Raw genomic sequence first — 25067 nt, 5'->3', positions numbered from 1 at the left:
GCGTAAATTGGGCCAAGAGGTTTTCGCATGAAAGGAATGGACCATGACCACGCTGACCAGACCACAGGGGTTTTTGCAGAAAGTTGCCGGGTTTGTGGCACGCAGTCGGCCAAGCGCGCAGCCCCGCGCCGCTACGCGCGATGACACCGTTTTACGGCGCGAGTTTGTGGCCGAGATGATGGCGCGCAACCCTGATGCCTTTGCCTCAGAGTTGGATGTGCAAAGCATGATGCATTGCTTTCCGAGCCGGTTTTGAATGCGCGCATCATGCAATGCAACCATTCGTGTCAGGCATGGCGGTGCAACTGTTTCGATGCCGCCCCGGCCCTGAGCCGGGGCCTCTTGCTTGCAGATGGCGGTGCGGGTTGAAAGGCGGAGGTCCCGGCTCGAGGCCGGGACGGCGTGGGATATGGGGTGAGGTCAGCGCCCTTCGCGCCGCCATGCCAGCAGCGCGAAACTGGCGGCCAGCAGCAGCCAGACCCAGGGTTCGGCCAAAGGCGATTGGCGCAAATTGGTGACGGCATAGGCGTTGCGGCGCACGAGGCCAGCCCAGCCGCGCCCGGCAGCAAGACGGCCTTCGTTCACGCGGATGATGTCGGGCATTCCGTCTTCCAGCCGGAACACACCGCCGCCCGAGGCATTGATATGCTCGGCCAGCAGGGCCGATGTGGCGACCGGCTCTTCAAACTCGCGCGGGGCGGCGGGGCCGGTGGCGACGATGGCCACAAGATCGCCTTCGGAGAGGCGGTAGATGCCGGATTGATCGGCGGTGAAACTGCCCTGAAACGCGCCCGGCGCCACCTCGGAGAGGGTGATTTCGGCGGTGCTGCCATCCGGGGCGGTGATGGTCACGGGGCCGGGCGTGCCTTCCAGCAGGGAACGGGTCACGGTCACATTCGGGCCGTTGGCGCTGCCGCGCAGCACGTCTTCCTCCAGCTCGGGTTCCTGCATCAGCCAGTGCGACAGGCGGCGCAGAAGCTCGGCCTGCGGGCCGCCGCCCTCATAGCCGCGCGCCCAGAGCCAGACCTGATCGGAGGCCAGAAGCGCCACGCGGCCCGCGCCGGCGCGCGCCAGTTGCAACAAGGGCGCACCACTGCTGCCCGTCATCACGGTATAGCCGGTTTGCGGGATGACATCGACCTGCTGGAACCAGCGGCCCCAGCTTGGCCCGGCGTCGTTTTCGACCAGCCCCTGCCAGCCATCCAGCCCGCGTGTGACCGGGTGGCGCTGGCCGAGTTCGGTGATTTCGGGCTGGAATGGCTGCTCGAAAACCTGCCCGGTCGGGGCGGCGGGCAGCACCTCGCGCAGGGGTGTGCGGTAAAGACTGTCGGGGCCGGCATAGCCCTCGGCATCGGCCACGAGCAGCGCGCCGCCATTCTGCACATAGCGGGCGATGTTTTGCAGATAGGGGTCGGGCAATACGCCCTGCCGACGGAACCGGTCAAAGATGATCAGGTCGAAATCATCGACCTTTTCCATGAACAGTTCCTGTGTGGGGAAGGCGATGAGTGAAAGTTCGGTATAGGGCACGCCATCTTGCTTTTCGGGCGAGCGCAGGATGGTGAAATGCACCAGATCGACTGCCGGATCGGCCTTGAGCAGGTTGCGCCATGTGCGTTCGCCCGCATAGGGCTCGCCAGACACCAGCAGCACGCGCAGACGGTCGCGCACGCCAGTGACGGGGACGATGACGCGGTTATTGGCCTCGGTCAGTTCGCCTGTCGCGGCGGGGGTCCAGATTTCCAGAATATTCTCGCCGGCGCGGCGCAGGATGAGCGAAAGCGGGGTGGAGGCATTCACCGGCTGGTCGTTGAGGCGGATCACCTCGCCGCCATTGATGGTGGCAAAAACCGGCACGGCAGGGGTGCCGGGGGCGGCGCCGGAATCCTCGATCCGCAGCATGATTTCAACGCTTTCACCGACGATGCCGTAAGCGGGGGCGTTTTCGACGAAAACGCGACGGTCCCAGTCGGCCTCACGGCCGGTTTGCAGCAGGTGCAGCGGGGCTGGCAGGGTTTGCAGCGCACCGGCATCATGCAGGCGGCCATCGGAAATGGCGAAAGCACCGGCCACGCGGCGCGGATCGTGGCGGCCAAGGGCTTCGGCCAGCGCGGTTTCAAGCCGGGTGCCGTCATTGCCCTGGTCGCTCAGGCGGGTAATGTCGAGTTCTATCCCATCGGGCAGGGCGGCGATAAGGTTTTCAAGCGCGGCCGCTGCGCGCGCGGTTTGTTCGGCACGATCGCCCAGGCTGGCCGAGGTGGTTTCATCGACCACGATGACCGCAACATCGGGATAGGGCTGGCGGGTTTCCTGCTGCAACTGCGGATTGGCAAGCGCGCCCAGCAGCGCGGCCAGCGACAGCGCCCGCCAGAAGGTGCCGGGCAAGCCGCGCCATGCCGCCAGCGCCAGCAACACAAGGCCGGCACCGCCCAGGGCTGCAAGCAGAACCCAGCCAAATTGCGGAACAAAGACGATGGACGATATCATTGACCCAGCCTTTCGAGCAGGGCAGGCACATGCACCTGGTCGGATTTGTAGTTGCCGGTCATCACATACATGATGAGGTTGACGCCGACGCGGCGCGCAATTTCGCGCTGGCGTTCCCCCGCCATGCCCGCGCCGACGGGAAAGAGCGGGCGGCCATCTTCGCCCATTGCCCAGGCGGCAGCGAAATCATTGCCGGTAATCACAACGGGGGTGACGCCATCATTGAGGTTGCGAAACGGGCTGCCGTCAATCGCAGTGAGGTTTACGGGCGCTTCAACCCAAAGCGTGCCGTTGCCCCAGCGCCCCGGATAGGTTTCGAGCAGGTAAAAGCTGCGGCCAAGCACATGGTCGGATTCAATGGGCGCAAGGGCGGGAATATCGAGATTTGCCGCGATGCGCTGCAACATGCGGGCGTTTTCGGTGTTCTGGCCGAGATATGCGTCCTGTGTGTCGAACATGATCATGCCGCCACCGCGCAGATAGGCGTTGATGCGCGAAATGGCGGCATCGCTCAGGCTTGTCTGGTTGGGGGTGACGGGCCAGTAAAGGAAGGGAAAGAAGGTGATGTCTTCGCTATTCGGGTCTACCCCCATTGGCGCGGCAGGCTCGATCGAGGTGCGCTCGAACAAGGTGCGCGACAGGCCGTAAAGCCCGGCGGCGCTGGCCATGTCGGTGCGGGTATCGCCGGTGATGACATAGGCCAGAACGGTTTCGGTTGCGGCGATCTGCGCATCATAGGGCTGGCCCTGGGCCTCGGCGCTGTGCGGCTGGCCCGCCAGCAGAACAGCCAGAACAAGCGGGGCGACGCGCCCGCCGATCAGACGGCCCGACACGAAGGTTGCGGCGAGAATGTCCAGAACCAGCAGGCAGAGCGCGGCGAGAAGAAAGAACTGCCCCAGCGGCTGCGGTGGCGTATCGGCCAGGCTGATGCGCGTGGCACTGGCGGGCAGGGGCAGCGGCACAAGCGCGGCTTCGGGGCCAAACAGGTTGATGGCCACCTGCCGCCCGGAGGCGGATTCATAAAGCCCCGGCGGGGTGGAGATGTCGCGCGGGCTGTCAGACAGGGTTTCGCCCGCAACCGCCACGGCAAGCGCCGGCTGGCCAAGGCGGCCGAACCCGTCGAGCGTGGCTGTGGGCAGCCATGTCTGGCCTGCCAGATCGGCCGCAGTGGCCCCCTGGCCGCCCGCGCCAATGGCAAGGCGTTCGAGCATGTCAACGAACAGGCCCGATAGCGGCAAGTCGGACCATTCGGCATTGGCGGTGACGTGGAACAGCACAAGCCGCCCCTGGCCAAGCCGCGACCAAGTGACCAGCGGCGTGCCATCGGCCAGTTGCGCGATGACCTTGTTGGGCAGGTCGGGGTCGGGCTGGGCCAGAACCTGCGCGGTGACGGTGACATCATCGGGCACGACAAGCCCGGCAAAGGGGCTGGCTTCGGGCCAATCGCCCAGCGGGCGGGGCTCGGCCCAAGTCATCGCACCGCCAAGCGCGCGGCCACCGGCGCGCAGATGCACGGGCAGTAGCGGGTTGGTCTCTACCTGTTCGGCGGCGGCCTGGGCGACGCGCGGGCCGGCAAAGCGCAAAAGCGTACCGCCATCTTCCACCCATGCCTGCAATGCGGCGGTATCGGCATCGGGCAGGGTGGCGATATCGGCCAGCACGATGACATCGGGCGCGGTGGCCATCAGCGTGGGCATATCCGCCTCGACCAGCTCGGCCGAGGGGGCGAGCGCGTTCATCAGATAGTAATGGGGCGAAACCAGCGGCGGGGTTTCGCTGGCCGAAGATGTGGTCAGCAGGCCAACCTTGCGGCGGCGCAAGCCATCATCGGCAAGGGCAACCGTGCCCGCGCTGGCAAAGCCCGCCAGCGCAATGCGGCTGATGCGGTTGCGTAATTCCAGCGGCATGTCGAACAGGGCGCTGGCGGCGGTGTCATTCGCGCTAAACGCGGCTGTGGCGCGCCAAAGCGCAACTTCCGCCCCGCCCGGCGCCGGGCCATAGGCCACCAGATTGGCGGTATAGGCGGCACCGGCGCTGGCGCGGATGACCGGCTGGATGAGGCCGGTTTCATCCAGGCTTGGCGGCAGCAGGGCAAAAGCGGGCGTATCGGGCAGGACGATCTGCACATCGCCCGCCGCAGCCAGCACGGCGCCCAGCCCGCCATCCTCGCCCAAAGCATCGGTAAACCAGACCGTGTCAAAGCCGGTGGCACCACCCAGCCATTCGGCCCAGGCGGCGCGGTCGGGCGCATAGGGCGCAGGCGCAAGGCCGGGCAGCGTGGCAAGCAGGTCTTGTGCGGTGCCAAATTCAAGCGGGCTGGCGGGGATGGGCGATGTCAGCAGGTGCAGCGCACTCGGGCGACCATCGCGCGCGGCCTCGTTCAGCACCGACTCCAGCCGCTGGCTGCGCGCGGTCCAGTCGGGCGCAGAGGCCCAGCTTGCATCCATGACAATAAGCAGCGGGCCGGAGCCTGCCGCCTCGGTCTTGGGGTTCAGCACGGGGGCGGCAAAGCCGATAATGGCGGCGGCAAGCGCGGTGAGGCGCAGCAAAAGCAGCCACCACGGGGTGCGGACGGGGGTGTTTTCGGGGTCTTTCAGGCCCAGCAGCAGGCGCACGGCGGCAAAGGGGCGGCGCACGGGGGCGGGCGGCACGGCGCGCAGCAGCAGCCACAGAACGGGCAGGGCGAGCAGGGCAAACAGCAGGAACGGGTAGAGAAAGGCGATCATGTGAGCCCGCCAATCGCGGCATAGAGCCAGAGCAGCGGGGCGGATGGCGCGGTATCGGTGCGATGGGTGGTGAACTGCCATCCGGCATGATGCGCCCAATCGGCCAAAAGCGCGCGGCGCGCGGAGAGCCGCTCTTGATAGGCGGATTTGAGGGCGCGCGCGCGGCGCGTTTCGAAGCTGACGGCACCGGCGAGCGATTGGAAGATGACCCGGCCATCATAGGGGAAGGCTTCTTCCGCCGGATCGGTGATTTGCAGCAGGGCGCCGCGTGTGCCACGCGCGGCCAGTGCGTTCAGCCCGGCGCGCAAGCCCGCCTCATCCATCATGAAATCGGAGACAAGCACGTAATGGCCGGCGGTGATCGGGCCGGGTTCGGGCAGGGCGGCCACATCATCGGTGCGCAGCTTTTCGGCCAGACTGGCGGCAAAACGGTTGAGCTGGTTGCGCCCGGCGCTGGGGCGGGCAAGCGGTGTGTCAAGCAGGCCGATACGCTCGCCCGCACGGGTGAGCAGCACGCCAAGCGCCAGCGCCAGAAGCCGCGCGCGGCTCGATTTTGGTGGATGATCGGCGGAGGCAAAGCCCATGCCTGCAGATGGGTCGGCCCAGAACAGCACCGATTGTGCCGCCTCCCATTCGGTTTGGCGGATGTAAAGCGTATCGCCCCGCGCCGAGCGCCGCCAGTCAATCGAGGCGGCAGAATCGCCGGGCATGGCCTGGCGGTATTGCCAGAACGTCTCGCCACTGCCCGCACGGCGGCGGCCATGCACACCGGGCACAACCCCCTGGGCCAGCCGTTCGGCCGCGGCCAGAAGCGGCGGCAGGCTGGCGGCAAGGCTTTCGGCCTCCGAGCGCAGTGCGGCGGCGCGCGTTGTGGTGGCGGTCTGGTTCACGCGGCGGCACCGGTGCTGGTTTTGGTGGCCGATGCGGTGATTTCGTCGATGACCTGATCAAGCCGGATATTCTGGGCGCGGGCGGCATAACCCAGCGCCATGCGGTGCTTCAGCACGGGTTGTGCAAGCGCGGCCACATCGTCAACCGTGGGCGCAAAGCGGCCATGCAGCAAGGCCCAGGCGCGCACGGCAAGCATAAGCGCCTGCGCGGCGCGCGGCCCCGGCCCCCAGGTGACATTGTCGCGCACAAGGGCGGGCGCATCGGCATCGGGGCGGGCGGAACGCACAAGGTCAAGAATCATCTCGACCAGATTTTCGCCCACCGGCATGGCGCGCACAAATCGCTGCGCCTCCATCAGTGCGGCGGTGTCCAGCACCTGTTCAACCTGCTGGTCTTGCGAGCCGGTGGTGGCCAGAAGGATGGCGCGCTCGTCGTCGCGGTCGGGGTAATCCACGTCAATCTGCATCAGGAACCGGTCGAGCTGGGCTTCGGGCAGCGGATAGGTGCCCTCCTGCTCGATCGGGTTTTGCGTGGCCAGCACGTGGAAGGGCGCGGGCAGGTCATGGCGCGCACCGGCAATGGTGACATGATGTTCGGCCATCGCCTGCAGCAGGGCAGATTGCGTGCGCGGGCTGGCGCGGTTGATCTCGTCAGCCATCAGCAACTGGCAAAATACCGGCCCCTTGATGAAGCGAAAGGCGCGGGCGCCATCGGCGCCGGTTTCCAGCACCTCGGCACCGAGAATATCGGCCGGCATCAGGTCGGGGGTGAATTGCACGCGCGCGCCATTCAGGCCGAACACCGTGCCAAGCGCCTCGACCAGCCGCGATTTGGCAAGGCCGGGCGCGCCGACAAGCAGCCCGTGGCCGCCACATAGCAGCGTGGTCAGCGTCAGGTCGACGACCTTTTCCTGCCCGATCACGCGGCGCGCAATCATTTTGCGGGCCGATTGGAGCTGTTCGGCCAGCGTGGTAAGCTGTGCGGTGATTGCTGGGTCGGCGGTGCGCATCAAATTGTCCTTAACTTCGGGCTTCACGGTGGAATTTGCATCAGATTAGCGGCTTGGATAGATTAGTCCACCCAACCCAAGCGTGTTCGCGCAAGTCTATACGGCATAAACCAGCGAGGCAGCCCCGATATGCACAAACCTGATCAGAATTCCGTGACAGGGCAGAAGGCGCCACATGACCCGGCGCGCGCCGAAAACCTTGCCGCAGCCGCCAAAGCCGCCAGCAAAAAGGGCCCGCCGCCCGTGCATTTGTGGAACCCGCCCTTTTGCGGCGACCTTGATATGCGTATCGCGCGCGACGGGACGTGGTTTTACATGGGCACGCCGATTGGCCGCAAACCGCTGGTGAAGCTGTTTTCCTCGATCATCAGGCGTGATGGCGATGCGTATTTCCTGGTCACGCCGGTGGAAAAGGTGGGCATTCAGGTGGATGACGCCCCCTTTGTGGCGGTGGATTTCGAGGCCACGGGCACGGGACGCCAACAGGTGCTGCGCTTTGTCACGCAGGTCGATGAAGAGGTGGCGGCGGGGCCGGACCACCCCATCCGCGTGGTGCGGGCCGAAGATGGCGAGCCGTCGCCCTATGTGCATGTCCGTCGCAATCTGGAGGCGCTGATCGACCGCAAAAGCTTTTACAGGCTGGTGGAGATTGGCACGGTGGCGCCGCATGAGGGGGCGGACTGGTTCGGCCTCTGGTCGGGGGGTGAGTTTTTCCCCATCATTCCGGCGGCAGAACTGCCCTAGCTCCCCGAGGCTCTGACGCGCGGCGGCTGCGTCCTTCGGCCTTGCCCCCGCTTGCCGGTGGCGGCGCGACAGGCGTTGCGCCTGTCATGCGGTCAGCCCCGCGCCGCCCGCAACCCGCAGCGCGTTCCGCACAATTGCCAAACCGCATCTTTCGTTCTCAAATATCCTGCGGGGGTCCGGGGGTGCAAAACCCCCGGTTCTGCCGCTGGTTCAGGGACAGAACCAGCGCCCATATCGCGCAACGGGCGCGGCAGTTGCACGAAGACGCTAGAGTTTGGGGCCAAACTCGGCCAACACGCGCGCATAAACATCGCGCTTGAAGGGCACGATACTGGCGAGCAGCGCCTCGGGTGCCATCCATTGCCAGCGGCTGAATTCGGGAATGTCGGTCTGGATGTTGATCTGGCTTTCATCACCCACCAACCGCATGAGGAACCACATCTGCTTTTGGCCGCGATACCTGCCGCCCCAGAGCTTGGGGATAAGATCATCGGGCAGTTCATAGGTTACCCAATCGGCGGTTTGCGCCTCGATCTGCACAGCACTTGCAGGCAGGCCGGTTTCCTCGGCCAGTTCGCGCAGCGCGGCGGTTTGCGCATCTTCGCCCTTGTCTATGCCACCCTGGGGCATTTGCCAGGCGTCAGAGGCGAAATCGAGCCGCTGGCCCGCAAATATCTGCCCCCTGGCATTGGCCAGAACAATCCCCACGCAGGGGCGGTAGCCAAGTGAGCCGCGCTCTATCACGATAATCCCAACCCTTGCAGCTATGCGCAAAGCGCAGCGACAAGCGCCGGGCGGGGTTCGATGCCCCGCCCGGCGCTGGCCCGGCGGTTAGTTGCCGTTCAGCACCGACAGGCCTGTGATGATGTCAAGCGCATAGGCGAGCTGGTAATCCTGATCGCGCAGGCGCGCGGCGGCTTCCATATCGGCACGCTGGGCTTCCAGCGCTGCGCGTTCCTCGTCTGACAGCGAATCACCGGCAAGCGCCCCACGCAAATCGCCCTCTGAACGGCGGCGCAACGCGGCGGTGGCCTCACCTTCCTCATTGGCGGCAACCGGCGGGCGCTGTTCGACCAGAATGTCGGGGGCAACGCCAAGCGCCTGGATAGACCGCCCCGAAGGTGTGTAATAGCGCTGCGTGGTCAGCCGGATCGCGCCTTCACTGCCCAGCGGCATGATGGTCTGCACCGAGCCTTTGCCAAAGCTCTGTGTGCCGACCACGACCGCGCGGTTCTGGTCTTGCAGTGCGCCGGCCACGATTTCCGAGGCCGAGGCCGAGCCGCCATTGATCAGCACAACAATCGGCAGACCCTGAGCGAGATCGCCGGGCTGGGCATCGTAGCGTTCGGCGTTGCGATCATCGCGGCCGCGGGTCGAGACAATCTCACCCTGTTCCAGAAACGCATCCGAAACCGCCACGGCCTGATTGAGCAGGCCGCCGGGGTTGTTGCGCAGATCCAGCACAACGCCCTGAACATTCTCTATCCCGCCGGCAGCTTCAATTTCCGCAAGAATGCCCTGTTCGAGATTGTCGAATGTCTGCTCGCTAAAGGTGGTGATGCGCGCGACAATCGCATGGCCTTCGGTGCGCACGCGCACGGCGGTAAGCCGGATCGTATCGCGCACAAGCGTAACATCGAACGGGTCTTCATTGAGATCGCGCACAATGGTGAGGGTGATTTCCGAGCCGACCGGCCCGCGCATCATTTCAACCGCCTCATCCATTGTCAGCCCCAGGGTCGGCTCGCCGTTTACATGGGTTATGAAGTCACCCGACATGATGCCGGCATTATCGGCGGGGGTGCCATCCATCGGCGAGACAACCTTGATCCAGCCTTCTTCCTGGGTCACCTCAACACCAAGCCCGCCAAACTCGCCGCGCGTATCGAACTGCAACTCGGCATAGTCATCGGGCGACATGTAGCTGGAATGCGGATCAAGCGAGGTGAGCATCCCGTTGATGGCGGCGCGGATCAGCGCCTCGTCATCGACCTCTTCGACATAGGCCGAGCGGATACGCTCGAATATATCGCCGAACAGGTCGAGCTGCTCATAGGTGCTGCGGCCTTCGTTGATGTCTTGCGCAACAAGCGGTGCGGCGAATTGTGTGGTGAACAGCACCCCGGCCAACGCGCCGGTTGTCGCTGCGATCCAATATTTCTTCATGCTACTCTTCCTGTCATTGCAGCGGCGCGAACCAGGGGGTCGGATCGACCGGCGTGCCTTTGCGTCTAAGTTCCATATAGAGCGTTTCTGATCCGGATGCGCCAGTAACTGACGAGGTTTCGATCAAAAATTCTTGTGCAATGGGCAAATCCCCGCCCATTTCGCCAACAGGGTCGCCCGCCGCGAGGATATCGCCCTCGGTCACGAAGCTGCGGCCAAGCCCGGTATAGGTGATCAGATAGTCGGGCGCGGGTTCCAGAATGATCACCAGCCCGTAATTCAGAAACTCGCCCGCATAACGCACCGTGGCCGCCGTGGGGGTAGAGACCAGCGCCAGCGGTTGGGCCGAGAAGATCACGCCGGGGCGGCGGATGCCGGCCGCATCGGCGGCGTTGAAGCCACGCAAGATTTCGCCCACAACCGGCGCGGCCAACACCCCCTGCAACGAGACAAAATCGACCTGACCAGGGATTTCGGGCGCGGGCATTGCCGCCAGACCATCGGCAAAAAAGGCCAGGTTTTCAGACGCGCGCAGCAGCGAATCGAGCTGCTCTGCCGCGACCGGGCTGACGCTGACGCGCTGGCGCTGGCCTTCGGCATCGCGCTGGTCAAGGGCTGCATTGAGCGCCCCGCGCGCCTGCTGAAGCTCGCCAAGGCCGATGCGCAAATTCGTTTCAGCATCTTTGCGCAAGGCATTGATCACGCGTAGCTGGTCGAGCTGGCCGGACAGGGCGGCCACCTCTTTTTGCATATCCGGCGCCATTGCCGCCATCAGCGCCCCGGCACGGGCCGAGGCAAGCGGGCCATCAGGGTGCAGCAGGGTCAACGGGGCGGGGGCGCTTTCCAGCGCAGCAATCACCCCGAGCAGTTGCACGAGTGTTTCACGCTCGCCCGCCAGCGCATTGGCGATTTCGCGTTCCTGCACGGCGGCACCACGCAGGGCGGTGCGCATGGCGTTCAGCCCAAGTTCATAGGCGCGGATGGCCGCGGTCAGCGCGGCGATGCGTGAATCAAAGCCCTCGGAGGCGGCGAGCGCCGCGCCGGCTTCGGCCAACTGGGTGGAGGCTTCGGTCAGGTCGCGCAACACCTGTTCGGGCTGGGCCGTGGCCGGGCGCAGCATGAGCAGGGCAAGGAACAGGGCGAGCGACAGGGTTTTCATGGGGCGAGCAGGGTCTCTCCGGTCATCTCGGCAGGCTTGGGCAGACCCATGAGCGACAGCAGGGTCGGGGCAAGGTCGCCAAGTTTGCCGCCATCGCGCAGCCGCGCGCCTTTGGGCCCGCCAAACAGCGCCACCGGCACGGGGTTGAGCGTGTGGGCCGTGTGTGGCCCGCCGGTTTCGGGGTCGATCATCAGCTCGCAATTGCCATGATCGGCGGTAAGCAGCATCGCCCCGCCCACCGTTTCGAGCGCGGCAACCGCTGCGGCCACGCCCGCATCCACCGCCTCGCAGGCGGCAATGGCGGCGGGCAGGCTGCCGGTATGGCCGACCATGTCGGGGTTGGCGAAATTCACGATGATCAGGTCGTGCTTCTGGCCGGTAATGGCGCCGACCAGCGCCTCGGTCACTTCGGGGGCCGACATTTCGGGTTGCAGATCATAGGTGCGGACCTTGGGGCTGGGGGCAAGGTGGCGCTCCTCGCCTTCATTCGGGGCCTCGACCCCGCCATTCATGAAAAAGGTGACATGCGGATATTTCTCGGTTTCCGCCAGCCGGAACTGGGTTTTGCCGTGCCGTGCGACCCATTGGCCAAGCGTGTTCACAATGCTTTGGGCGGGGAACATTGCGGTCATATAGTCGTTATGCGCCTTTGAATATTCGACCAGCCCGCAGATATCGGCCCATTTCGGGCGGGGGCCGGTCTCGTAGCTCGCAAAATCGGGGGCGGCCAAGGCAGCCAAAATCTGGCGCGCGCGGTCGGCGCGGAAATGCAGAAACATCAGCCCGTCGCCATCGGCGGGGGCTTTATAGGCGGGCAGGCGGGTGGCGGTGATGAACTCGTCGGTATCGCCATTGGCATAGGCTTTGGTGATCGCCTCATCAACGCTGGCGGCAGGCGCGCCTTCACCATGCAGGATAAGGCCGGTAGCCGTGCTGACCCGTTCCCAGCGATTATCGCGGTCCAGCGCGTAGAACCGCCCGATCAGCGTGTGGATTGCCGCCCCTTCGGGCAGTTTTGCACTGAAATCGTCAAAATAGCTTCTGGCCGATTGCGGGGCAACATCGCGGCCGTCGGCAAAGGCATGGATGGCGACCGGCACACCGGCAGCCGCAATGGTGCGCACGGCGGCCACAAGCTGGTCGTGATGCGCATGAACGCCGCCTGTGGAGATGAGCGAGGCGAGATGCGCCGTGCCGCCGCTCTCCTTCAGTTTGGCGATAAAACGCTCCAATGCGGGGTTTTCGGCAAATTCGCCGCTGGCAATGGCATTGTCGATGCGCGGCAGGTCCATCCACACCGTGCGGCCCGCGCCGATATTCATATGCCCCACCTCGGAATTGCCCATCTGCCCTTCGGGCAGGCCAACGGCGGGGCCATGCGCGGTAAGGGTGGAATGGGGGCAGGTGGCCATCAGCGCGTCAAAGGCGGGGGTTTTGGCAAGGGCAACGGCATTGCCCTCGGTTTCGGCGCGCAGCCCCCAACCATCGAGAATGCAAAGAACAACGGGTTTAGGCCTGGACATGAAGCTCTCCGAAAGATTGCACCAGTCATATGCGCTGGCGCATTGCGGGGCAACCCGCTGAACGCCGCAGATGACGTGAAACTGGACCGGGTGCCAAAATCACGTAAGATAAAGACGTATTTGAGATTCGAGGTTTTCATGATGCTGCGGCACCTACTGTCTGCATGGCTGCTGTGTCTGGCGGGTTTGGCCAGCGCGCAGCCGCGCAATCTGGCGCTGATTGTGGGCATTGACAGCTATGACAGCCTGCCAAGCCTTGCGCGCGCGGTTGAGGATGCAAGCGGCTATGTCACGCTGTTTGACGAGATGGGCTATGAGGTGACCGCGCTGACCGACCCTGGCAGCACCGAGTTCCGGCTGGAACTGGCGCGGTTTTATGACAGCATCACCGAAGGCGATAGCGTGGCCTTTGTCTATTCCGGCCACGGCTGGAGCGACGGGTCGCAAAACTATCTGGTGCCCGCGGATACGCCCGCATCGCTGAGTGCGGCCGAAGCCGCCGTTCTGTCGCTACCGCTGCGCAACGGGCAGAACGGCATCATGGATGAAATTGCCAAACGCGGCGCGGGCCTGTCGCTGGCGATTATCGATGCCTGCCGCAACAACCCTTTTGACACCGGCGAAACCCGCGCCCTGGGCCTGGTCAGCGGGCTGGCACCGGTCGAGCCGCCTGCCGGGTCGTTCATCGTGTATTCGGCGGGGGCCAACCAGACCGCGCTTGACCGGCTTGGCCCGGCTGACGATTTTCAGTATTCGGTGTTTACGCGGTTCTTTCTGCCCAATCTGCGCGAGTTTGGCGATTTGCGCCGCGCCATCGTGGTGACGCGCAGCCAGGTGCAAGAGGCGGCCTCGATCATCAACCACAACCAGCGGCCCGCCTATTATGACGAGCTTTCGGGCAGCGCCTGCCTGATTGGCACCTGCGATGCGCTGGCCGTGCCCGCCACCATATCTGCCGCCGAAATCGCCGCCAGCCAGTTTGCCGAAAGCGAATGGGGGCTGATCCAGAATTCGACCGATACCGCCCTGCTGGGCGCCTATATGGACCGCTACCGTGACACGGTTCCGGAAATGGCGGAACGGGCGCGGGCGCGGATTGCGGCCCTGCAGCCCGAAACCGCCAGCCCGCCGGGCGCGGGCAGTGCCGAAAGCAGCATCGAAAATACGCCGGCTGAAGCCGCCCCGCGCCAAGACACCACCGCCGAGGTGCTGGCGCTGAACAGCCCCAGCGCCTTTATTGCGCCCGCCCCAGGCAAGCCGCCACTGCCGGGCATGACCCGCAGCAATGTTGCGCCCCCAGCGGCGGTATCACCCGTGGCGCCGGACACGGCCACAACCGTGGCGATGCCCGCCAATACCCGCAGCATCATAGATGAATGCGACGCCATTGCCGCCATGTGGGGCAATCCCGATAATCCGCCGGGCCTGCAGGGGCGGCTCAGCCTTGTGAACATTGCCGCCGAGGCCGTGGCAACCTGCGATGTCGCCGTGCGCAACCACCCCGATATTCCGCGGATGCGCTTCAATCTGGCCGCGGCGCTTTATGACCGTGGCGAGCGTGGCGATTTTGCGCAAGTGCATGATATTTCGATGCAATTGATGCGCGAAGGCTATGCGCCAGCCGGGATTTTGCTGGGCAATCTCTATTTTCTGGGGGACGGGGTCGAGCAGGACTGGCCCTTGGCGGCCGATTACCTGCGCCGCGCCGAGGCGGGCGGCTTCAAGGCGGCAACCGCCATTCTGGCCTATCGTGACCTGATTGATGAAAGCCGCGTGCGCGCGCGCGGGCAGGCGTTTTTGCGGCTGAACCAGCTTGTTGCCGAAAACGATGTGACGGCGCAATATCTGCTGGGCGCGGCCATGCTTTTTGGCGAGGGTGTGCGCCAGAATGTCGAGCGCGGGTTGGAGCTTTCGGAACTGGCCGGCCAGCAGGGCCACGCCTATGCCTATGAATCCATTGCCGAATATTACGAAGGGCGCAACAATTACAACCCCGATGATATCGCATTGGCGCTGCAATATTATGCCCGCGCGCGCGCAGCGGGCAGTGCCACGGCAGATTTCTATGTTGGCAATATCTACAGCTATGGCACCGGTGTTCCGGTTGATCATGAACAGGCGTTCAATTACTATCAGGCGGCGGCGCGGCTGAACCATGCCGGCGCCTATAACAACCTCGCCTTCATGTATGAGAACGGCCAATATGTCGAAGTCGACCTGTCCGAGGCGGTGGGGTTTTACGAGATTTCATCGGAACTCGGCTCGGAAGTGGCGAGCTATAACCTTGCGCTGGCCTATCTGGAGGGCAAGGGCGTGCCGGTCAATTACGCCAAGGCCGCCGATCTGTTCATGCTGGCGCTGGAGCGCGGCAACCGCACGGTGATCGAAGATGCCGGGCTTGATCTTGGCACCGTATATTTTGCCGCCTTCCAGCGGCTTTTGCAGGCGCGCGGCTACCGTTCCGGCCCGGTCGACGGGTTCCTGTCGCGGGCGGATATTTCGGCGATGGAGCAGATCTGCAACTGCGCCGGCTAGCGCAGTTTCTGCACCCCGACAAGGCGGCGCAGCCCGCGCACGAAACTGCCATAGGCCCAGAACGGCAGGGTTGCGGCGCGCAGCCAGGCAGATGGCAGAAGGCAAAGCAAAATGAAGGGCGCAAGCGTGCGGGTGCGCAACATGCGCAGCAATACATTATGCCCGCCATAATTGATGAGATAGTGGCGAATAAGGCGCGGACGGATCGCCGCCATGCGCGCCATCGCAAGGCTGTCGACCTCGCTTTTGGCCCCGGCAAGGTTCACAAGCTTGCCCGCGCGTTGCGCAAAGCAGGGGCATAGAACGTCAAACCCGTGGCTGGGGTTCAGAAGGTCGGCCGGCACACGCGGCACCCCGGCACTGAACCGCCCGCCAAAGGACAGGCCAAGATCGGCGCCCAGCAGATCGGCGATGCGCAATGCATAGGCGCCCCCGGCACTGAAGCCCAGCACATTGACCTCGGCATAGGTTTGCGGCGCAAACCGGGCAACAATGCTTTGGGCCACCTGATGCGTGGACCGGCCAAACCCTTTCAGGCCCCTGGCATAGAAAATGCCCAGGCCCGAACGCAGAACCAGCACATCCTTTGGCCCCTTGGGCAGATTGTGCAGCACAACCGAAAGCGGGATGTAAAACTGGCCATCCTCGCCGCTGAACAGAATGAAAAGCCGCTTCCGGGCAGGTTCGCTGCCGGGGGTTGTGAACAGGCTGTAGGTTGGGTCGCTGTGATTGGCAACAAGCTGTGGTTGGCGCGCCGCGCGCCGCCTTGCAAATCCCGTCATATAGCGAAACTGCGGCGCATCGCGGCAAAGCCCGGCGCCGCCAATTTCGTGAAGCTGCGCATAAAGCGTGGTCAGCGCACCCGGTGGCAGGTGGTTCGAAGCGGCTTGCAAAATGCTTTTGCGCCGCAGGCTGCGCGGCTCGGCACGCAGGGCCGCGGCATATTCCCCGGCTGTGTCCATTCAGGCGGGCAGTTTTGCGTGCAGGCGGTCCAGCACGGTTGCAAGGCTCGGATTGTCGAACATTTCCGAAGTTTCGATCTCTATCTCCAGCGCCTCTTCGATCTGGAAACACAACTCGGTCAGGCGAATGCTGGAATCGGTCAACGCATCCATTCGGAAAGTGTCGTGCTGCAAAAGCCCGTCAAGCTCGCCCTTCGGGCGGTCGTTGAACACGGCGTAAATGGCGGCGGCAATCTTTTCGCGTAGCTCAGCGCGGGTCATGTGTAATCCTGACATCGATACGGTTGGGGGCGTTGAACAGCCAGTGGGTTGCGGGTTCAAACCCGATAAGGGTGATACGTGTTGTGAGCCGCGCCAAACCGGCTACAAGCTCGCGCCAGACGATCATCGACATGCCGCGCCCCATGCAGCTATGCGCGCCGATGCCAAAAATTTCGCCGCGTTTGCCGCCAAGCGCGGGGTCTGACAAGAGCCGTGTTTCCACCCGAAACGCGCGCATCGGGCAGGTTTCGGCGGGCAGATCGGCCGGGGCAAAGCGCACGGCGTGTTTGACGGCAGGCTCCAGCATCGCGTCGGGCCAGGCTATATCGCAAAGCCGCTGGCCGGTATTCTGCTGCAACAGCGCCAAAAGCGCGGCCCCAATCCCGGCGGTCAGCGGTTCGGTGCCCAGCAGCGCAAGGGTAACGCGCATCGCCTGCGCATCTTCGCTTTCATCGGGGAAAAGCGCGGCCACCTTGGCGCGCATCGCTGCGAGCCGCGCCTCCAAAGCATGGTTCTTGCGCAGACTGCGGCGGGGCGAGAGGATGTCGGAGGCCACAAAATCGGCGCTGATCCCGGCAAGCGCCTCGGTCAGGCCGCGCGCGATCGGGCGCACGATTTCGGCCATCACATCAAATTCGCCTTGTGTTGCAAATCGCTGGATTGCGGCGGCAACGAGCGCGGTGCGCGCCTGGCGCTGCGCAAGCCCGCTTTTGTTGAACTGCGCGGCGGCCAGCTTGCGCAATTCCGCATGGCGCGGCCCGTCATTGGTGAGCAAAAGATAGCCGGTATAATAGCGGATCAGCGGAAAATCGCGGCCAATCTCATCGGCCAAAAGCCGGTAATAGCCGGGCAGATCGGTAACGGTGAGCGCCGGGCAGGACAACACGTCGCGCGCTGCGGCACCGCTTTTGGCGCGCCACATCTTGTCATCGGCCAGATAGTCGAATTCGGGTGGCGAAAACATTTGCGAACTGCTGAAAACAAATCAAATATGAGCAATAGTAACAGCGCAGAAAAATTCATGCAATTGGTACCCGCGGCCGGACTTGAACCGGCACGGCCATACGGCCCAGGGATTTTAAGTCCCATGTGTCTACCATTCCACCACGCGGGCAGGGAATTGGCGGCACAATAGTCGGTGCGCGCGGCTTGTAAAGCCTTAGCCGAGCGGATTTTCGGGGTAATCGACCGCCATCAGATACAGCCCGTGCGGGGGTGAAACCGGGCCACATGCGGCACGGTCGCGCGCTGCCAGTGCGCGGGCCACATCATCGGGCTGCCAGTTGCCGCTGCCCACACGTTCGAGCGTGCCAATGAACGAGCGGACCTGATTGTGCAGAAAGCTGCGCGCGCTCAGGCTGAAGCGGTATTCCACCCCGTCGGAATGCGGAATTTCAGCAATCTCCAGCCGGTCAAGGGTTTTGATGGGGCTTGCGGCCTGGCAGATGGAGGAACGGAAGGTCGTGAAATCATGCTGGCCAAGCAAATGCGCGGCACCCGCGCGCATGGCGTCAAGATCAAGCGGGGCGCGGACCTGCCACATGCGCCCGGCAGCAAAGGTCAGCGGGGCGCGGCGGGCAAACAGGCGAAACCGGTAGTGCCGCGCAAGCGCCGAGAAGCGCGCGTGAAAGCCGGCATCCACCTGGCTGGCGGCCAGAATTGCCACCGGCGCGGGGCGCAAATGCGCGTTGAGCGCGGCGGCAAGGCGCTCGGGCGTCCAGTCCTTGGCCAGATCGACATGCGCGACCTGGCCTGCGGCATGAACGCCGGCATCGGTGCGCCCGGCACCGTGCAGATGGGGCGCGTCGGGCTGGAGCCTGGCGAGTGCAGCCTCGATCGCGCCTTGCACGCTGGGCAGGTCGCGCTGGCGCTGCCATCCGTGGAAGGGCGCGCCGTCATACTCTATTTTCAGCGCATAGCGCGGCATGGGCTTCGCCCTCTCCACTTTTCGGCATTTCGTGCTTATATCATTTGAAGAACAGGATTCCAGAGCAGGAAAAGGCAAGGTTTATGGGGCTGGGCGCAATCAGCGATGCGGTATTGTCGCGCCTTGAGGCGGGTGCCGCCGATGCCCGTGCCGCCTTTGAACCTGTGGTGCGCCTCGGGGTCACGGGGCTGGCGCGCTCGGGCAAAACCGTGTTCATCACCTCGCTTGTGGCCAATCTGCTTGATCGCGGGCGTATGCTTGGGTTTACACCCGAGGCCGAAGGGCGGATCGTGGCGGCGTATCTGCAACCGCAGCCCGATGCGACCGTGCCGCGCTTTGATTATGAGGGGAATTTGGCCGCTTTGACCGCGACCGCTCCGAACTGGCCCGACAGCACGCGCGCCATCAGCCAGCTGCGCCTGTCGCTGCGGCTGCGCCCCGGCGGGATGCTGGCGTCGATGCGCGGGGCGCGGATGGTGCATATTGATATTATCGACTATCCCGGCGAATGGCTGCTCGATCTGGCGCTGCTGGACCAAAGCTATGCGCAATGGTCGCAAGCCGCGCTGGCGCGCGCGGCCAAGCCGGGCCGGGCGGGCATGGCAAAGGCGTGGCTGGCGAAGCTGGAGGGCGTTGACGCGCTTGCCGTTCTGGATGAGCCCACCGCGCAAAGCCTTGCCGCCGCCTTTACCGCCTATCTGCAAAACACGCGCGATGCGGGGCTGTCGCCCGGCGCACCGGGGCGGTTCCTGCTGCCGGGCGATCTGGCGGGCTCGCCCGCGCTGACCTTTGCGCCAATGCCGCCGCCGGCAAGCCGCGCGCGCAACACAAGCCTTTATCGGGCGTTCGAGCGGCGGTATGAGGCTTATCGCAGCGAGATCGTGAAACCCTTTTTCCGCCAGCATTTTGCGCGGCTCGACCGGCAGGTCGTGCTGCTCGATGTGCTGGATGCGCTGCATACCGGCCCCGCCGCCATGCAGGAAATGCGCGATGATCTTGCAAGCGTGCTGGCCGCCTTTCGCCCCGGCGCCGATAGCTGGCTGGGCCGTTTGCTGCGCCGCCGGATCGACCGGATATTGTTTGCCGCCACCAAGGCCGACCATTTGCACCATACCAGCCATGATGATCTGGCCGCGCTGACCACCGCCTTGCTGCGCGAGGCGCGGGACCGTGCGGCTTTTGCAGGGGCTGAAACCAGGGGCATGGCGCTGGCCGCCTTGCGCGCCACGGTGGAGCAAACGCTGAGCCATGAGGGTGCGGCGCTGAACTGTGTGCGTGGCCTGCTGGCAGGCAACCCGCCACGCGAAGCCGCGCTTTACCCCGGCGCGTTTCCAGACGACCCCGATGCCGTTCTGAACGATGCCCGCGCCGCGCAGCCGCAATGGCTGGGCGGCGGGTTCGAGATGATGTCCTTTCTGCCCCAGCCCGGTGCGCGGCAAAAAGGCATGGGTCTTGCGCATATCCGCATGGATCAGGCGGCGGAATTCCTGCTGGCGGACAGGCTATGAGCCGCGCCTACACCCTTCGCCCCGCACGCCCGCGCGATGCCGCCGCAATGGCCCGCATTCTGGCAAGCTGGATTGATGAAACCCCGTGGTTTACCAGCCGCGCGCCAAAATCGGCAAGCCGCGCGGCAATGGCCGCATATGTGCGGCGCGCGCATGTCGTTGTGGCACAGCGGCGCGGGCTGATGCGGGGGCTTGTGGGGTTTGGTGTGCGTGATGGCAATGCGCTTGCCGCACTTTACGTGGCCCGCGCGGCGCGCAAACAGGGGGTGGGGCGGGCCCTGCTGGCGAAACTGGCCGACGGGCAGGAGGATTTGCACCTGACCAGCTTTGCCGCCAACGCGCCCGCCCGCAGTTTTTACCGCGCAATGGGCTGCGTCGAGCTTCGCCAGACCGCGGGTGACAACGAGGAAGGCCTGCCCGATGTGCGGCTGGTGCTGCGCGCAAACCCGAAAAGGAGCCCGCATGGCTGAGCCGCCAAAACAGTCGCGACCGGTGGTGATTGAAGCCAATGCGCTGCCGCCCCTGCCCGGGGACAACGCCGAAGCCGACCCGTTTGCGCCCGAAGGCCGCGCCATGCAGGCGGTGGGCGCACGCGCCGGTGCCGGGCCAGCGCGGCGGGGGAGCTGGTTCAAGCGGATGTTCTGGGCGGCGGCGGCGGCGCTGCTGACGCTGGTCATTTCTTTGGCCGCCTATGAGAGCCTGGCCGCGCTCATCAGCAGCTATCCGCTGTTGGGGGCCATTGCCAGCGGGCTTGGGGCCATCGTTGCGCTGGGCCTGCTGGTGGTGGTGATGCGCGAGGCGGCAGGCATTGCACGTCTGCGCCGGATTGACGGGCTGCGCCGCAGGGTCGATGCGGCGGCGCGCGGCAATACCCGCGCACAGGCGCTGGAGGCGGTGCAGGTGCTTGGCGCATTCTATGCCGCGCGCGAAGATCTGCGCTGGGCGTGGCGCGATGTCGAAAAACGCCTGCCCGACGCGCTGGATGCACCCGCCCTGCTGGCATTGGCCGAACGTGGGCTGATGGAACCGCTTGACAGCGCCGCGCGCATCGAGGTGGAACTGGCCGCGCGGCAGGTTGCGGCGGCCACGGCAATCATTCCGCTGCCGCTGGTCGATGTGCTGGCCGCATTGGCGGTGAACCTTAAAATGCTGCGTCGGGTGGCCGCCATTTATGGCGGGCGCACGGGCACGCTCGGCTCGTGGCGGCTGTTGCGGGCTGTGGGGGCGCATTTGCTGGCCACGGGGGCGGTGGCAATGGGCGATGATCTGCTTGGCTCGGTCGTCGGCGGCGGAGCAATCGGCAAGGTCTCGCGCCGTTTGGGCGAGGGGGTTGTGAACGGCGCGCTGACCGCGCGGGTGGGGATAGCGGCAATGGATGTCTGTCGCCCGATGCCCTTTGCCGCGCTCAAACGCCCGCGTGTGACCAGCCTTGTAAAACGCGCCTTGACGGGGCTGTTCAGCTAGGCGCCAAAGGCGCCGCTGCGCAAATCGGGCGGGCCACCGGCGGGCTGGCCGCGCGCCACCAGCCCCATGCGCAACCCGCGCCCGATACGGTGGGCAAGGGCGGAAAAGGACTGCGCGCGGTCAGCGGGCAGTTCTGCGGCCAGAACCTCGTCGAACAAGGCCAGCCACGGGGTGAAATGGCCGGGCAGCACATCGGGCCGCGCCTGATGCACCTGCATCGGGTTGCCGGCATACGCACGCTCCAGCAAGATCGCATTGCGCCAGAAGGCGGCGATCTTCGCCTCGTGGGCAGGCCAGTCTTTCACATGGGCGTTGAAGACCGGCCCAAGCGTTTCATGGCTGCGGATGCGGGCATAAAACCGGGTAACGATGCGGCCAATCTCATCGGCGGAAATGTCAAAGCGGGGCGGTATCGGCATGGCATCCTCGTGCATTTGCAGCCAGTCTGCGCCTTTGGGGCCGATGCGCAAGCCGCACAGTGTCGCAGCACAGGTAACGGGCTATTTACGCGCCCGCCCAATGCGCCTATAAGGCCGCGCATGGGTTTGAATCTTGCTATCATCATTCGAATTAGCAACCCGGCGCGCTGAAGCTCAGTCGCCGGGACCAGGCGCATGGCCTTGCCGCGCCGCATTCACCCTTGCAGAATTTTCCTAGATTGAATGAGCCATATCATGTGCGCCGATACGCCCGACTATAAAGACACGCTGAACCTGCCCGAAACCGATTTTCCCATGCGCGCGGGCCTGCCCGGCCGCGAGCCCGACTGGCTGGCAAAATGGGAAAAGATGGGGATTTATGACCGGCTGCGCGCCAAGCAGGGCCGCACGCCTTTTGTTCTGCACGATGGCCCCCCCTATGCCAACGGGCATTTGCACATTGGCCATGCGCTGAACAAAATCCTGAAAGATATGGTGGTGCGCAGCCAGCAGATGATGGGCAAGGATGCCCGCTATGTGCCGGGATGGGATTGCCACGGCCTGCCGATTGAATGGAAGATTGAAGAGCAATACCGCGCCAAGGGTCTGGACAAGGACGCCGTCAGCGCGGTCGATTTCCGTCAGGAATGCCGCAAATTCGCCGAGGGCTGGGTCGATATCCAGCGCGACGAGTTCAAGCGCCTTGGCGTGCAGGGCAAATGGGATGACCCCTATCTGACCATGAATTTCAACGCCGAGGCGGTGATCGCCGAGGAGTTCATGAAATTCCTGATGAATGGCAGCCTGTATCAGGGCTCCAAACCGGTGATGTGGAGCCCGGTAGAAAAAACCGCTCTGGCCGAGGCGGAGGTCGAGTATCACGAGCATACCAGCCATACGGTTTGGGTGCGGTTTAAGGTAGAGAAAGCACTTTCTGTAAAGTATTGGCGAAGCTCTCATGGTCCTGAAGAGGCCATCAAAAAACGCGAATATGCTCTAGAAAAACGAGCAGAGCGCGAAGCTGACCTGCTTGCAGCATCAGTTGTAATCTGGACAACGACGCCTTGGACAATCCCACAGAACCGTGCAGTCGCTTTCGGACCGGGGCTGTCTTACGGGCTTTATCGTATAACACCTTCCGAGGGCGAACCGGAAAATGTGCTACTAGGTGACGCTCTTGCCAAAACTGTATTCGCACAAGCCAAGCTGGAGCCTGAACAGGTTGAGCGCTTGCGCGATGTTTCGGCGGATGAGTTGGACAACCTGACCCTCGCCCATCCCTTCCGTGGCGTTGAAGGCGCCAATGGCGAATGGGATTATGACATCCCCATGCTGCCCGGCGATCATGTCACCGACGAGGCGGGCACGGGCTTTGTGCATACCGCACCCAGCCATGGTGATGATGACTATCAGCTTGGCCTGAAACACGGGCTGGAGATGACCTATAACGTCGAGCCCGATGGCAGCTATCGCACAAGCCTGCCGCTGTTCGGTGGCCAGCACATCATCCAGCCCGATGGCAAGGAAGGCCCGGCCAATGTGAGCGTCATCAAGCAGCTTGCCTATGCGGGCGCGCTGTTTGCCAAGGGCAAGATCAAGCATAGCTACCCGCATTCATGGCGCTCCAAAGCGCCGGTGATCTATCGCAACACACCGCAATGGTTTGCCGCGATTGATAAGGAAATCGGCGGCAATAACGAATATGGCAAAACCATCCGTGAACGTGCCCTGACTGAGATCGACCATGTGAAATGGACCCCGCAATCGGGCCGCAACCGCCTTTACTCGATGATCGAGGCGCGCCCCGACTGGGTGCTGAGCCGCCAGCGCGCATGGGGCGTGCCGCTGTCCTGTTTCGTGAAACGCGGCGCCTTGCCAGGCGATGACGATTTTCTGCTGCGCGACCCGGCCGTGAATGCCCGCATTGCCGAGGCGTTCCGCGCCGAGGGGGCCGATGCGTGGTATAAGGACGGCGCGAAAGAGCGGTTCCTGAACGGCCTGCACGACCCCGACGCCTATGAGCAGGTGACCGACATTCTGGATGTGTGGTTTGATAGCGGCTCCACCCACGCCTTTGTGGTGCGCGACCGGGCCGATGGCAGCCCCGATGGTGTGGCCGATCTGTATCTGGAAGGCACCGACCAGCATCGTGGCTGGTTCCATTCGTCGCTGTTGCAAAGCTGCGGCACCAAGGGGCGCGCGCCCTATAAGGCGGTGCTGACGCATGGCTTCACGCTCGATGAAAAGGGCATGAAAATGTCCAAATCCATTGGCAATACCATCGTGCCGCAAGAGGTGGTGGACCAGTATGGCGCCGATATCCTGCGGCTTTGGGTGGCGCAGACCGATTACACGATCGACCAGCGCATCGGCAAGGAAATCCTGAAAGGTGTGGCCGATAGCTACCGCCGCCTGCGCAACACCCTGCGCTATATGCTGGGCGCGCTGGGCGGTGCGGCGGTGGAGCCCGTGGCACTGGCTGACATGCCCGAGCTTGAGCAGGTGATCTTGCACCGCTTGGCCGAGTTGGATGGCGTGGTGCGCAAGGGCTATGCGGCCTATGACTTTCAGGGCGTGTTCCAGAAACTATTCCAGTTCTGCACGGTCGATCTGTCGGCCTTCTATTTCGACATCCGCAAGGACGCGCTGTATTGCGATGATGCGGGCAGCCTGAATGCGCGTTCGGCCCGCACGGTCATGGCGGCCTTGTTCGAGCGGCTGACCACATGGCTGGCCCCGATGTTGCCCTTCACAATGGAAGATGTCTGGCTGAGCCGCCATCCGGGCGATGACAGCTCGGTGCATTTGCAGGACTTCCCCGAAACACCCGCCGATTGGCTGAATGCCGATCTGGCGGTGAAATGGGAAGGCATTCGCCGCGTGCGCCGTGTGGTCACGGCGGCTTTGGAGGTGCAGCGCAGCGCCAAGGTGATTGGTGCCAGCCTGGAGGCGGCGCCGCTGGTCTATATCTCCGATCCGCAACTGGCGCGCGATGTGAACAGCGTTGATTTCGCCGATATCTGCATCACATCTGCGATCATGTTCAGCACCGAAGCCGCAATCGCCGATGTGTTCAGCTTGCCCGATGTGCCGGAAGTGGCGGTGGTCTTCGGCCGTGCCGAGGGCGAGAAATGCGCGCGCTGCTGGAAAATCCTGCCCGATGTCGGCACACATGCCCATGCAGGCACCTGCGCGCGCTGCGACAGCGCGCTGGGCTGAGCAAAAGGCTGCGCTGCCCCGGGCTTGACCCGGGGCCTCGACCTGAATGAGAGGCCCCGGGTCAAGC

20 protein-coding genes and 1 tRNA gene are annotated in these 25067 nt (G+C 64.2%); 7 read left to right on the top strand and 14 right to left on the bottom strand.

What is annotated here, in order from left to right; genetic code table 11:
• Positions 1-43 precede the first annotated feature (43 nt).
• Positions 44-256, top strand: coding sequence for a hypothetical protein (locus tag LGT41_RS01885; protein WP_274128310.1), 213 nt, complete (start codon positions 44-46; stop codon positions 254-256).
• A gap of 164 nt (positions 257-420) precedes the next feature.
• On the opposite strand, the gene LGT41_RS01880 is transcribed toward LGT41_RS01885, so the two are convergent.
• Genes LGT41_RS01880 through LGT41_RS01865 form a run of 4 tightly spaced genes read right to left on the bottom strand, consistent with a single transcriptional unit; the run spans position 421 to position 7113 of the window.
• Positions 421-2487, bottom strand: coding sequence for a hypothetical protein (locus LGT41_RS01880; RefSeq protein ID WP_274128309.1), 2067 nt, complete (start codon positions 2485-2487; stop codon positions 421-423).
• The gene (locus tag LGT41_RS01875; RefSeq protein WP_274128308.1) at positions 2484-5213 is read right to left on the bottom strand and encodes a DUF4159 domain-containing protein; all 2730 of its coding nucleotides are present in this window, start codon (positions 5211-5213) and stop codon (positions 2484-2486) included. The genes LGT41_RS01880 and LGT41_RS01875 overlap by 4 nt, the downstream gene beginning before the upstream one ends.
• Complete coding sequence (locus tag LGT41_RS01870) at positions 5210-6103, bottom strand: DUF58 domain-containing protein (RefSeq protein ID WP_274128307.1); 894 nt, start codon at positions 6101-6103, stop codon at positions 5210-5212. The genes LGT41_RS01875 and LGT41_RS01870 overlap by 4 nt, the downstream gene beginning before the upstream one ends.
• Entirely contained in the window at positions 6100-7113 is a 1014-nt protein-coding gene (locus tag LGT41_RS01865; protein ID WP_274128306.1) for an AAA family ATPase, read from the bottom strand. The genes LGT41_RS01870 and LGT41_RS01865 overlap by 4 nt, the downstream gene beginning before the upstream one ends.
• A gap of 129 nt (positions 7114-7242) precedes the next feature.
• On the opposite strand from LGT41_RS01865, the gene LGT41_RS01860 reads away from it, so the two are divergent.
• Positions 7243-7857, top strand: a complete 615-nt coding sequence (locus LGT41_RS01860; RefSeq protein WP_274128305.1) for a DUF1285 domain-containing protein — start codon at positions 7243-7245, stop codon at positions 7855-7857.
• Between the two features lie 267 nt (positions 7858-8124).
• Here LGT41_RS01860 and LGT41_RS01855 read toward each other — a convergent pair whose 3' ends face one another.
• From LGT41_RS01855 to gpmI, 4 genes are all read right to left on the bottom strand, one after another.
• Positions 8125-8601: an RNA pyrophosphohydrolase gene (locus LGT41_RS01855; RefSeq protein ID WP_420720196.1), complete on the bottom strand. Its 477-nt coding sequence runs from the start codon at positions 8599-8601 to the stop codon at positions 8125-8127.
• An 87-nt stretch (positions 8602-8688) separates the two neighbouring features.
• Complete coding sequence (locus LGT41_RS01850) at positions 8689-10023, bottom strand: S41 family peptidase (RefSeq protein WP_274128304.1); 1335 nt, start codon at positions 10021-10023, stop codon at positions 8689-8691.
• 13 nt (positions 10024-10036) lie between these two features.
• Positions 10037-11182, bottom strand: coding sequence for a murein hydrolase activator EnvC family protein (locus tag LGT41_RS01845; RefSeq protein ID WP_274128303.1), 1146 nt, complete (start codon positions 11180-11182; stop codon positions 10037-10039).
• Positions 11179-12705 carry a 2,3-bisphosphoglycerate-independent phosphoglycerate mutase gene (gene gpmI / locus LGT41_RS01840; protein WP_274128302.1) on the bottom strand — a complete coding sequence of 509 codons (1527 nt, stop codon included), beginning with the start codon at positions 12703-12705 and terminating at the stop codon, positions 11179-11181. The genes LGT41_RS01845 and gpmI overlap by 4 nt, the downstream gene beginning before the upstream one ends.
• Before the next feature lie 138 nt (positions 12706-12843).
• On the opposite strand from gpmI, the gene LGT41_RS01835 reads away from it, so the two are divergent.
• Positions 12844-15240 carry a caspase family protein gene (locus tag LGT41_RS01835; RefSeq protein WP_274128301.1) on the top strand — a complete coding sequence of 799 codons (2397 nt, stop codon included), beginning with the start codon at positions 12844-12846 and terminating at the stop codon, positions 15238-15240.
• On the opposite strand, the gene LGT41_RS01830 is transcribed toward LGT41_RS01835, so the two are convergent.
• From LGT41_RS01830 to truA, 5 genes are all read right to left on the bottom strand, one after another.
• On the bottom strand, positions 15237-16202 hold the full coding sequence (locus LGT41_RS01830) for a hypothetical protein (protein WP_274128300.1): 966 nt from the start codon (positions 16200-16202) through the stop codon (positions 15237-15239). The two genes, LGT41_RS01835 and LGT41_RS01830, sit on opposite strands and share 4 nt — an antisense overlap.
• Positions 16203-16463, bottom strand: coding sequence for a phosphopantetheine-binding protein (locus tag LGT41_RS01825; protein ID WP_274128299.1), 261 nt, complete (start codon positions 16461-16463; stop codon positions 16203-16205). It abuts the gene before it with no gap.
• Positions 16450-17427 (bottom strand): cytochrome P450 family protein, encoded by a 978-nt coding sequence (locus LGT41_RS01820; protein WP_274128298.1) that lies wholly within the window; start codon positions 17425-17427, stop codon positions 16450-16452. The genes LGT41_RS01825 and LGT41_RS01820 overlap by 14 nt, the downstream gene beginning before the upstream one ends.
• Before the next feature lie 64 nt (positions 17428-17491).
• Positions 17492-17577, bottom strand: a tRNA-Leu gene (locus tag LGT41_RS01815).
• A gap of 45 nt (positions 17578-17622) precedes the next feature.
• Positions 17623-18390, bottom strand: coding sequence for a tRNA pseudouridine(38-40) synthase TruA (gene truA / locus LGT41_RS01810; protein WP_274128297.1), 768 nt, complete (start codon positions 18388-18390; stop codon positions 17623-17625).
• An 83-nt stretch (positions 18391-18473) separates the two neighbouring features.
• Between truA and LGT41_RS01805 the strand changes: the two genes are divergently transcribed.
• From LGT41_RS01805 to LGT41_RS01795, 3 genes are read left to right on the top strand one after another with little or no spacing between them, the layout of a single operon-like run.
• Positions 18474-19898, top strand: coding sequence for a YcjX family GTP-binding protein (locus LGT41_RS01805; RefSeq protein WP_274128296.1), 1425 nt, complete (start codon positions 18474-18476; stop codon positions 19896-19898).
• Positions 19895-20368 carry a GNAT family N-acetyltransferase gene (locus LGT41_RS01800; RefSeq protein WP_274128295.1) on the top strand — a complete coding sequence of 158 codons (474 nt, stop codon included), beginning with the start codon at positions 19895-19897 and terminating at the stop codon, positions 20366-20368. Before LGT41_RS01805 ends, LGT41_RS01800 begins: the two co-directional genes overlap by 4 nt.
• Positions 20361-21362, top strand: a complete 1002-nt coding sequence (locus tag LGT41_RS01795) for a YcjF family protein (protein ID WP_274128294.1) — start codon at positions 20361-20363, stop codon at positions 21360-21362. The genes LGT41_RS01800 and LGT41_RS01795 overlap by 8 nt, the downstream gene beginning before the upstream one ends.
• Here the strand turns inward: LGT41_RS01795 and LGT41_RS01790 are convergent.
• On the bottom strand, positions 21359-21781 hold the full coding sequence (locus tag LGT41_RS01790) for a group III truncated hemoglobin (RefSeq protein WP_274128293.1): 423 nt from the start codon (positions 21779-21781) through the stop codon (positions 21359-21361). The genes LGT41_RS01795 and LGT41_RS01790 overlap by 4 nt on opposite strands.
• Before the next feature lie 255 nt (positions 21782-22036).
• Here LGT41_RS01790 and ileS point away from each other — a divergent pair, with 255 nt between their 5' ends.
• Positions 22037-25000, top strand: coding sequence for an isoleucine--tRNA ligase (ileS, locus tag LGT41_RS01785; protein ID WP_274129628.1), 2964 nt, complete (start codon positions 22037-22039; stop codon positions 24998-25000).
• Positions 25001-25067: the final 67 nt, after the last annotated feature.

Source organism: Abyssibius alkaniclasticus (assembly GCF_020447305.1).
Taxonomy (GTDB): domain Bacteria; phylum Pseudomonadota; class Alphaproteobacteria; order Rhodobacterales; family Rhodobacteraceae; genus Abyssibius; species Abyssibius alkaniclasticus.
Note: the sequence above shows the minus strand (reverse complement) of the source record. Positions and strands in the feature narration are given on the sequence as shown.

Excerpts from the sequence above, each read along its gene's own strand:
- LGT41_RS01885 (WP_274128310.1), top strand. The coding sequence starts at position 44 with ATGACCACGCTGACCAGACCACAGGGGTTTTTGCAGAAAGTTGCCGGG.
- LGT41_RS01880 (WP_274128309.1), bottom strand. The coding sequence starts at position 2,487 with ATGATATCGTCCATCGTCTTTGTTCCGCAATTTGGCTGGGTTCTGCTT.
- LGT41_RS01875 (WP_274128308.1), bottom strand. The coding sequence starts at position 5,213 with ATGATCGCCTTTCTCTACCCGTTCCTGCTGTTTGCCCTGCTCGCCCTG.
- LGT41_RS01865 (WP_274128306.1), bottom strand. The coding sequence starts at position 7,113 with ATGCGCACCGCCGACCCAGCAATCACCGCACAGCTTACCACGCTGGCC.
- LGT41_RS01860 (WP_274128305.1), top strand. The coding sequence starts at position 7,243 with ATGCACAAACCTGATCAGAATTCCGTGACAGGGCAGAAGGCGCCACAT.
- LGT41_RS01850 (WP_274128304.1), bottom strand. The coding sequence starts at position 10,023 with ATGAAGAAATATTGGATCGCAGCGACAACCGGCGCGTTGGCCGGGGTG.
- LGT41_RS01845 (WP_274128303.1), bottom strand. The coding sequence starts at position 11,182 with ATGAAAACCCTGTCGCTCGCCCTGTTCCTTGCCCTGCTCATGCTGCGC.
- gpmI (WP_274128302.1), bottom strand. The coding sequence starts at position 12,705 with ATGTCCAGGCCTAAACCCGTTGTTCTTTGCATTCTCGATGGTTGGGGG.
- LGT41_RS01835 (WP_274128301.1), top strand. The coding sequence starts at position 12,844 with ATGATGCTGCGGCACCTACTGTCTGCATGGCTGCTGTGTCTGGCGGGT.
- LGT41_RS01830 (WP_274128300.1), bottom strand. The coding sequence starts at position 16,202 with ATGGACACAGCCGGGGAATATGCCGCGGCCCTGCGTGCCGAGCCGCGC.
- LGT41_RS01825 (WP_274128299.1), bottom strand. The coding sequence starts at position 16,463 with ATGACCCGCGCTGAGCTACGCGAAAAGATTGCCGCCGCCATTTACGCC.
- LGT41_RS01820 (WP_274128298.1), bottom strand. The coding sequence starts at position 17,427 with ATGTTTTCGCCACCCGAATTCGACTATCTGGCCGATGACAAGATGTGG.
- truA (WP_274128297.1), bottom strand. The coding sequence starts at position 18,390 with ATGCCGCGCTATGCGCTGAAAATAGAGTATGACGGCGCGCCCTTCCAC.
- LGT41_RS01805 (WP_274128296.1), top strand. The coding sequence starts at position 18,474 with ATGGGGCTGGGCGCAATCAGCGATGCGGTATTGTCGCGCCTTGAGGCG.
- LGT41_RS01800 (WP_274128295.1), top strand. The coding sequence starts at position 19,895 with ATGAGCCGCGCCTACACCCTTCGCCCCGCACGCCCGCGCGATGCCGCC.
- LGT41_RS01795 (WP_274128294.1), top strand. The coding sequence starts at position 20,361 with ATGGCTGAGCCGCCAAAACAGTCGCGACCGGTGGTGATTGAAGCCAAT.
- LGT41_RS01790 (WP_274128293.1), bottom strand. The coding sequence starts at position 21,781 with ATGCCGATACCGCCCCGCTTTGACATTTCCGCCGATGAGATTGGCCGC.
- ileS (WP_274129628.1), top strand. The coding sequence starts at position 22,037 with ATGTGCGCCGATACGCCCGACTATAAAGACACGCTGAACCTGCCCGAA.